This window comes from uncultured Cardiobacterium sp. (assembly GCF_938028185.1).
GTDB lineage: Bacteria > Pseudomonadota > Gammaproteobacteria > Cardiobacteriales > Cardiobacteriaceae > Cardiobacterium.
Map to the genome: position 1 here is coordinate 1 of NZ_CALJAH010000443.1, position 7,842 is coordinate 7,842.

General features: G+C 63.4%; 10 protein-coding genes. 6 read left to right on the forward strand and 4 right to left on the reverse strand.

Annotation, left to right across the window (positions count from 1 at the left end):
* Positions 1 to 57: 57 nt before the first annotated feature.
* Entirely contained in the window at positions 58 to 870 is an 813-nt protein-coding gene (gene murI, locus Q0349_RS12850; protein ID WP_298081414.1) for a glutamate racemase, read from the reverse strand.
* Positions 871 to 987: 117 nt separating this feature from the next.
* Between murI and Q0349_RS12855 the strand changes: the two genes are divergently transcribed.
* Genes Q0349_RS12855 through dnaB form a run of 3 tightly spaced genes read left to right on the forward strand, consistent with a single transcriptional unit; the run spans position 988 to position 3,673 of the window.
* Positions 988 to 1,539 carry an HAD-IIIA family hydrolase gene (locus Q0349_RS12855; protein ID WP_298081415.1) on the forward strand — a complete coding sequence of 184 codons (552 nt, stop codon included), beginning with the start codon at positions 988 to 990 and terminating at the stop codon, positions 1,537 to 1,539.
* Positions 1,539 to 2,270 (forward strand): lysophospholipid acyltransferase family protein, encoded by a 732-nt coding sequence (locus Q0349_RS12860; protein ID WP_298081416.1) that lies wholly within the window; start codon positions 1,539 to 1,541, stop codon positions 2,268 to 2,270. Before Q0349_RS12855 ends, Q0349_RS12860 begins: the two co-directional genes overlap by 1 nt.
* Entirely contained in the window at positions 2,270 to 3,673 is a 1,404-nt protein-coding gene (dnaB, locus tag Q0349_RS12865; protein ID WP_298081417.1) for a replicative DNA helicase, read from the forward strand. Before Q0349_RS12860 ends, dnaB begins: the two co-directional genes overlap by 1 nt.
* 118 nt (positions 3,674 to 3,791) lie before the next feature.
* Here the strand turns inward: dnaB and Q0349_RS12870 are convergent, their stop codons facing one another.
* Genes Q0349_RS12870 through Q0349_RS12880 form a run of 3 tightly spaced genes read right to left on the reverse strand, consistent with a single transcriptional unit; the run spans position 3,792 to position 5,604 of the window.
* Positions 3,792 to 4,241: an META domain-containing protein gene (locus Q0349_RS12870; RefSeq protein ID WP_298081418.1), complete on the reverse strand. Its 450-nt coding sequence runs from the start codon at positions 4,239 to 4,241 to the stop codon at positions 3,792 to 3,794.
* Positions 4,238 to 4,804 (reverse strand): DUF1043 family protein, encoded by a 567-nt coding sequence (locus Q0349_RS12875; protein ID WP_298081419.1) that lies wholly within the window; start codon positions 4,802 to 4,804, stop codon positions 4,238 to 4,240. The genes Q0349_RS12870 and Q0349_RS12875 overlap by 4 nt, the downstream gene beginning before the upstream one ends.
* A 35-nt stretch (positions 4,805 to 4,839) precedes the next feature.
* Positions 4,840 to 5,604 carry a hypothetical protein gene (locus Q0349_RS12880; protein WP_298081420.1) on the reverse strand — a complete coding sequence of 255 codons (765 nt, stop codon included), beginning with the start codon at positions 5,602 to 5,604 and terminating at the stop codon, positions 4,840 to 4,842.
* A gap of 89 nt (positions 5,605 to 5,693) precedes the next feature.
* Here Q0349_RS12880 and Q0349_RS12885 point away from each other — a divergent pair, with 89 nt between their 5' ends.
* From Q0349_RS12885 to Q0349_RS12895, 3 genes are all read left to right on the forward strand, one after another.
* Positions 5,694 to 5,930: a succinate dehydrogenase assembly factor 2 gene (locus tag Q0349_RS12885; protein WP_298081421.1), complete on the forward strand. Its 237-nt coding sequence runs from the start codon at positions 5,694 to 5,696 to the stop codon at positions 5,928 to 5,930.
* A 93-nt stretch (positions 5,931 to 6,023) separates the two neighbouring features.
* On the forward strand, positions 6,024 to 6,908 hold the full coding sequence (locus tag Q0349_RS12890; protein WP_298081422.1) for a penicillin-insensitive murein endopeptidase: 885 nt from the start codon (positions 6,024 to 6,026) through the stop codon (positions 6,906 to 6,908).
* Positions 6,905 to 7,732, forward strand: a complete 828-nt coding sequence (locus tag Q0349_RS12895) for a hypothetical protein (RefSeq protein WP_298081423.1) — start codon at positions 6,905 to 6,907, stop codon at positions 7,730 to 7,732. Before Q0349_RS12890 ends, Q0349_RS12895 begins: the two co-directional genes overlap by 4 nt.
* Positions 7,733 to 7,842 lie beyond the last annotated feature (110 nt).

The following is a 7,842-nucleotide window of genomic DNA, read 5'->3' on the forward strand; positions in this document are numbered from 1 at the left end:
CCCCGCTGCGGGCTTCGCCCTGCAGGGGAGGGGGATTTTTCAAATTGTAAACAGCACTTAGCCGAGGCGGACGGTTTCGAGGTCATCGAAACTGCGGCCAAGGAAGCGTTCGCCGATGGCGCGGAAGCGCAGCGGGATGTCGCTGACGCAGTAGCGGTAATGCGCGCTGTCGCTGCCTTGCCGCAAGAGTCCTGCGGCGGCGAGCGCGCGGGCGGTGTGTTCGGCGGTGGTGGTGGCGGAATCGACCAGTGCGAGGTGCGGGGCTTCTTCGCGCAGCAGCGGTTTGAGCAGCGGGTAGTGGGTGCAGCCGAGGACGAGGGTGTCGGCGTCGTCGGCCAGTATCGGCTTCAGGTATTCGCGCACGGTGAGGCGGGTGACGTCGTGGTCGAGCCAGCCTTCTTCCACCAGCGGCACCAACAGCGGGCAGGCCTGCGATTGCACCCGCGCCTGCGGGTCGTGCGCGTGGATGGCGCGGGCGTAGGCGTTGCTGTTCACCGTGGTGTTGGTGGCGATGACGGCGATGTGGTGATTGCGGCTGGTGCGCAGTGCCGCCTGCGCCCCGGCGCTGATGACGTCCAGCACCGGCAGTCCGCCCGCCTGGGCGCGGATGGCATCGCCGGCGACGGCGGCGATGGTGTTGCAGGCGATGACCAGCGCCTTGACCCGCTGCGCGAGGAGAAATGCCACGATTTGCGCGCTGTAGGTTTCGATGGTGGCGCGCGATTTGACGCCGTAGGGCACGCGCGCGGTGTCGCCGTAGTAGATGAGGTGTTCGAGCGGCAGGCGTTCCATCAGCGCGCGGACGACGGTGAGGCCGCCAACGCCGCTGTCGAAGACGCCGATGGGGCGGTTTTGCAGGGTGTCGGTCATGGGGACGCAGGGCAACGGTAAAGGCGCAAGGATACAGGATTTGCGCGGCGGGCGGCGGCGGCGCGGGCGGCGTGTGCTACACTTCGCGCCAGTTTTTCCCACGGGAGTGTGTTGTAAATGTTTGATTTTTCCAAGAAGCTGGTGTTGTTTGACCGCGATGGCGTCTTGAATGAAAACGCGGCGGTGCGGCGGCCGGAAGAGTTGCGCCTCTTGTCCAACGCCCTGCGCGGCATCGCCCGCCTCACCCAGGCCGGTTTTCGCGTCGGCGTTTGTACCAATCAGGGCGCGATTGCCCACGGCGCGCTGGACGAGGCGATGCTGGCGCGCATTCACGCGCGGCTGCTGTTGGTGGCGCGCGAGTTCGGCGGCGACATCGCCCGCATTGTTTTTTGCGCCAGCGCCGATGCGGCGCATCCGTGGCGCAAGCCCAATCCGGGGATGCTGCTCGATCAGGCGGCGTTTTTTGGCGTGGCGCTCGCGGGCGTGCCGTTTGTCGGCGACAGTCTCGCCGATGTGCAGGCGGCGCGGGCGGCAGGCGCGGCACCGGTGCTGGTGAAAACCGGCAACGGCCGCGCGGTGGCGCACAAGTGGCGCGGCAAGCTGGAGGATGTCGCGGTTTATGCCAATGTGGAAACAGCGGTTGAGAGTTGGTTAAAGGAGGCGGCGTGATGCGCGGGTTTCGCACGGTGTTGTTCAAGGTGCTGTTTGTGCCAGTCACCATTTTGTGGACGATTTTTATTGTCTGCCTGATTGTGCTGCCGTTCCCGCTGCGGCTGCGCCTCGCCTTCGGCTGGGGCTACAGCACGATTTGGCTGGCGCGGCTCATCTGCGGCATCCGCTGGGAGATTCACGGGCTGGAGCAGATGCCGCCCGGTACCTGCGTGCTGCTGGTCAATCACCAGTCCACCTGGGAGACGGCGTTTTTGCCGAAGCTGAAAATGCGCCAGGTGTGGGTGCTGAAGCGCGAGCTGATGTGGTTGCCGTTTTTTGGCTGGGCGCTGGCGGTGTTGCACCCGATACCGATCAACCGCAAGGATGGTCGGCGGGCGATACAGAAGGTGATTGCGCAGGGGCGGCAACGCATTGAGGCGGGTTATTCGGTGATTCTCTTCCCGGAGGGGACGCGCGCGCCGTTTGATGCGCCGTTGCCGTTCAAGGCGGGTGCGGCGCGGCTGGCGGCGGCGCTGGGTGTGCCCGCCGTGCCGGTCGCGCACAATGCCGGGCAGTTCTGGCCGAAACGCGGGCTGATGCACCCCGGCACGGTGCAGGTCGTCGTCGGCGCGCCGATTGACCCGGCGGGGAAAACCGTCGCGGAAATCAACGAATTGGCGGAACGCTGGGTTAATGAAACGCGCGCGCGGCTGGTCGCGGCGGAAAAAGCACGGCGCGGGGAGGCGTGATGGCAGATTTTGCAGGACAGGAAGAGCGGCTGCGCCAGCCGCCGCAGTCGCAGGATGCGGAGCAGGCAGTGCTGGCGGGCGTATTGCTTGACGGCGAAATGTGGGATCGCGTCGCCGGGCGGGTGGAAGCGGTGGATTTCTACAGCCGCGCGCACCAGCTCATCTTTCAGGCGATGGCGACGGTGGCGTCGCGCAGTCAGCCGCTGGATATTGTTACCGTCGCCGATGCGCTGCGCGAGCGGGGTGAGCTGGAAAACAGCGGCGGCACCGCCTATCTCTCCAGCCTCGCCGATGCCTACGGCAGCGCGCAGAACGTCGTCGCCTACGCCGACATCGTGCGTGAGGCGTCCATCCTGCGCTCACTCTTAAAAAGCAGCGGCGACATCGCGCAGAGCGTTTACTTCCCGGAAGGGCGCACCGCCGCGCAACTGCTGGACAGCGCCGAGCAGCGCGTGTTCGACATCAAAAACCAGTACCAGAAAAACGAGCGCGACGGCTTCCACCAGATGAAAACCGTGCTGGCCGACACCGTCGCCTACATCCAGGAAATCGGGCGGCGCGGCACCGACGTCATCGGCATCCCCACCGGCTTCAAGGATTTGGACAAAATGACCGCCGGAATGCAGGCGGGCGACCTCATCATCATCGCCGGACGCCCCTCAATGGGCAAAACCACCTTCGCGATGAACATCGCCGAAGCGGTCGCCATTGGCGCCAAACTGCCGGTCGCCATCTTCTCGCTGGAAATGCCGGCGCGGGCGCTGGTACTGCGGATGATGTCATCGCTCGGCAGCATCGACCAGTCCGAACTGCGCAAAGGCGAAATCAAGGGCGAAAACGAACGGCGCAAACTCACCATCGCCGTCAGCCAGCTCCAAAACGCGCCCATCTACATCGACGACGGCTCCAACCTCACCGCCACCGACCTGCGCGCGCGGGTGCGGCGGCTGAAAAGCGAAGTGGGCGATTTGGGACTGGTGCTGGTCGATTACCTGCAACTGATGCAACTGCCGGACAGCCGCGGCAACGACAACCGCGCCGCACTGGTCGGCGAAATCTCGCGCGCGCTCAAGCTGCTCGCCAAAGAAATGGACGTGCCGGTGATTGCGCTGTCGCAATTGTCGCGCCAGGTGGAAAGCCGCCCGAACAAGCGCCCCATCATGTCGGACATCCGCGAATCCGGCGCGATTGAGCAGGACGCGGACGTCATCATGTTCGTCTATCGCGACGAAGTGTATAACCCGGACTCACCGGAAAAAGGCATCGCCGAAATCGTCATCGGCAAACAGCGCAACGGCCCGATTGGCACGGTCAAACTGAGCTTTCAGGGGCAGTACCTGCGCTTCGGCGATCTCGCCCACGGCTACGGCGGCGGCGCGGTACAGGAAGGGTTTGATGACTGAAGCGCCCCGTGAGGCGGGATAGCCATAAAAGCCGTATGCACTGGCATACGGCTTTTCTTTGGCGTGAAGCGATAAAAAACCCCGCGGTGGCGGGGTTTTCTGTGGATGAAAAACGGGTTTAGCGGGCACTTTGCGGCGGTGCGGGGCGGAATTGCAGTTCGCTGTTGTCGCCACTGATGGTGAGGCTGTCGCCCTCGCGTTTGAGGTGTTTGACCGCGCTCATCGCTTCGAGGTAGTCGCTTTCGAGGCGCATCGCTTCGACCGGCCCGGCCATCAGCGTGGTCGTCGGCGGTTCGGGGTGTTCGATGTTGCCGCCGCGGATTTTTACCGGCACGCGGTAGTGGTTGATGGCGGAGACGCCGGTGAAGGCGTCTTTTTCCTGGGTGAGGGTGACGGTGCCGTCCTGGACGTTCAGCGGTTTGCCGTTGAGCTGGCCGGCGACGAGTACCCATTGGCTGCCGCTGCGCGGGCTGTCTCCGGCGCTGATGTTGCCGGGGTTGCTGTCGGCCTGGCAGGCGGCGAGCAGGGTGGCGCCGAGGAGGGCAAAGGCGTGGTGTGTTGTTTTCATGGTGTTTTCCCCTGGTTGTTTTGCAGGTGGCGTTTGACCGCTTCTTGCGGGGTCTCGCTTTTGCCCGCTTCGGAAGCTGCCGGTTCTGACGGTTTTTTGTCGGGTGATGGTGCAGGTGGCTCCGCCGGCGTGGGTTTGGCAACCGGTTTGGGCGGGACGGGCGCGGGTTTTTCTGCCGGTTGGGCGGCGGGGGCTGCCGGGGCGCTGTCGCCGCTGTCTGCGGCGAAGCCGAGGGTGATGGTTTTGTTTTGCCGTTTTTCGATTTGTTTTTGCAGGGTTTCTTTGTCCATCAGTGCGCGCGCGCCGCTGCTGAGCTGGTGATAGACGTTTTTGTAGCCGTCGGCGAGTTGTTCGACGGCGTCGGCGGTGCGGATGAAGTGGCCGTTGACGTTGTTGCGGTAGTCGGCGAAGGCTTTTTTCAGCGCTTCGTGCTCCTGGCGCAAGGTGTCGCTTTCTTCTTGCAGGTCTTCGGCGTGGTGCTGGTTGGTGTTTTTGATAATCCAGACGAGGACGGCGCCGATAAAGAAGCCGATGGCAGCGGCGACGATGATGCTGGGGCTCATGGTGTCTCCTGTAGGTTTATGGGTGTCCGTGAATTTTAGGCATTTTTGGCGGTGACGGGGTGGAAGGTCAAGGTTTGGTCATGGTCGCGCAGGTGCAGGGGTTTGTTGAGGTAATGGCTGTCAATGACGCCTTGGGCGACGGTGCCGTGCGTGTCGTGTCCGTAATCGAGCAGGGTGCCGACGGGTTTGTGGTGCGTGTTGTAGAGGGTGCGCTGACCGCTGGCAAGGCCGGGTGCGGTGGCGGTGGCGAGCTGGTGTTGCGGTTTTTTTTGATGCGGCGCGTGGTCGCGGGGCGCGAGGTGGAGGGTGTGCGGCGCGTAGTGTCCGGCGGTGTCGGCGTGGATTTCGGCGATACCGGCGCGGATGCGGGCGGCATACCATGCTTCGCCGGGCAGGGCGTCTGGCAGTGGTTGTGCGCTGATGACGGGGATGAGTCCGGTAATGCCGCCAAGGCGGGCGATGCCGTCGTCGTGGTGGATGTGGCGTTCGGGGTCGGGGTTGTCGCCGGCAAGGGCGGCAAAATGCAGGGCGGTTTCTTCGAGGGTGATGTCGCGTGCGCCGGTGTGCTGGCGCAGTTGGGCGAGTGCCACTGCGGCGACGGAGCGCGGCAGGCGCAGCAGGATGCCGTCCGGCCAGGGGATGAGCCAGAGTACGGCCAGCACTTTGTCGTGCGGGTTGCAGCAGGCGGCGCAGTGCCAGTAGCCGCGTGCGAGGGCGTCCTTGTCGCAGACGAGGTGTTCTTGCAGGAATGTCCCGGCGTCCGGTCCGGTGGCTTTCAGTATGAGGGTGTCATCTTTCATCGCGCGGTTTCCTGTGGATATTTGTGGTTTGGACGGTGATATTGTAGCATTTTGCGGGTAGTTTTGTGGCGTTATGCCGGGAGTGTGTGATGGATGCAAGGTTGGCGTGGCTGTCGCGGCGCGGTATCAAGGAGCTGGATTTGGTGTTGCAGGGTTTTTTGCAGGAGGATTACGCCACGGCAACGGCGACGGAGCAGCAGGCGTTCGCCGCGCTGCTGGAGTATCAGGATCCCGATATTCTTGACCGTCTTTTTCACGGGGTCGAGGACGATGACGCGGCGATTGCGGCGCTGGTGCGCAGGTTGCGCGCCCGCTCTGATGGTTAAGAATCTGTTCAAATTCCCCCGCAGACTCTAAACAGATTCCAGGCGCAGTACGGTGCAACAACGGCGCGGATTCCGGCGGTTTCGGCGAAAATCGTGTATGATTTCCGAACCGTAACACTCGTTTCTGTAACCATGAAATATTTGACGCTTTTGCTTGCCTTGTGCGCCGCTGTGGCGCTTGCGAAGGACCCCGACAAGGTGAATGTATGGAGTATGGTGCGCGCGCCAAAAGGGGCGACACCGCAGGCGGTCGGCAGCGCCGCCAACGGCTGCCAGCTCGGCGCGCAGACGCTTGAAGCCGAAGGCGACGGCTTCATCAGTATCCGTCGCTGGCGCAACCGCTTTTACAGTCAGCCGATTACCTTGAAACTGGTACGCCACGTCGGCCATGAAGTCGCCGCCACGCACGGCGCCAAAATCCTCATTGGCGACCTGAGCCAGCCGGTCGGCGGCGAAATGCCGTTCGGCCACAGCAGCCACCAAAACGGGCTGGACGTGGACATCTGGTTTTACGCCGTGCCCGCAGGCAGTCAGCCGGACAAGGACGTGGAGCCGCCGTCGATGGTTGATGGCGCGGCAGGGACGCTTGTCCCCGGCCTGTGGCAGGCCGCCTACCGCGACGCGCTGCACGCCGCCGCCACCTTTCCCGAAACTAACCGCATCTTCGTCAATCCCGTCATCAAGGCGCATCTGTGCGACAGCGAATCCGACACCCGCTGGCTGCACAAAATCCGCCCGTGGATGGGCCACGACTCGCATTTCCACGTTCGCCTCAACTGCCCGCCCGGCAGCGCGGAGTGCATGACGCAGGCGGCGATTCCGCCCGGCGACGGCTGCAATGCCGACCTTTACAAATGGGTCGCCGACCAGAGCGATGCCATTCTGAATCCCAGGCCGCCGCAGCCGCCCAAACCGAAACCGCTCAAAACCCCGCCAGCGACTTGCACCGCCCTGCTTGCCCCGGAGTACCAGTCATGACCGAACTCCTCACCGCCGAAGCCTTTGCGCGCGAACTCGCCGCCACCATCAGCCGCCAGTTTCATGTGCGCGTCTCCATCCAGCTCAACGAACGCGAGCCGGAGCTGACCCTGCTTTACATCCACCTCGCGCAGCCGCTGACCCTGTCGTTGCAAGGCCTCTACCAGCACTACCAGCAGCACCCGGAAGAGCGCGAAAAACTGTTTGCCTTTGAACTCAAGCGCATCAGCGAATACAACGTGCAGCAGACGCCGGCGGACAACCCGGAAAACATCCTGCCGCAAATCAAAAGCGCGGGCTGGCTGCAAGACCTGCAACGGCGCATCTTTGCGCGCCAGCCGGAAAAAGAGCTGAAAGAGCTGATGATGGTTCAGCCCTACCTCGCCGACCTCTTCATCTGCTACACCTACGAATGCGACGCCGGACTGCGCTACCTCTCGCCCGGCGAAGCGGAGGCGATGGGCTACGCCAACCCCGACCTGCTGCGCACCCGCGCCGTGAAGAACCTGCGCAAACGCAAAGGGCAGAGCAAAATCTACGGCCTCGAAGGCGGCGCCTACAGCATGGTGCTGGACGGCGTCTATGACGTCTCGCTGCTGCTCATTCTCGACGAAATCCTGCCGCCGAGCTGGCTGCACAGCGCCGTCATTGCCGCGCCGTCGCGGGGCGAGCTGCTTTTGGTCAAGGACGACAGCCCGGAAAACCTGCAAGAGCTGCAAACGCTTGTCGCAGAAGTCAGCGCAAAAACAGCGAACCCGGTCAGCCCGCACCTCTACCGCTGGCAGGACGGTCAACTGCGGCTGTATCGCACCCGCAACGACTAGGCGCTGTTTACAATTCGGCGAGTAAGTCCCTCTCTCGCTGCGCGAGCTGTTCCAGTCCCTCTGGGAGAGGGGTTGGGGTGAGGGCAGCAAACAATTGAAAAATTGGAATT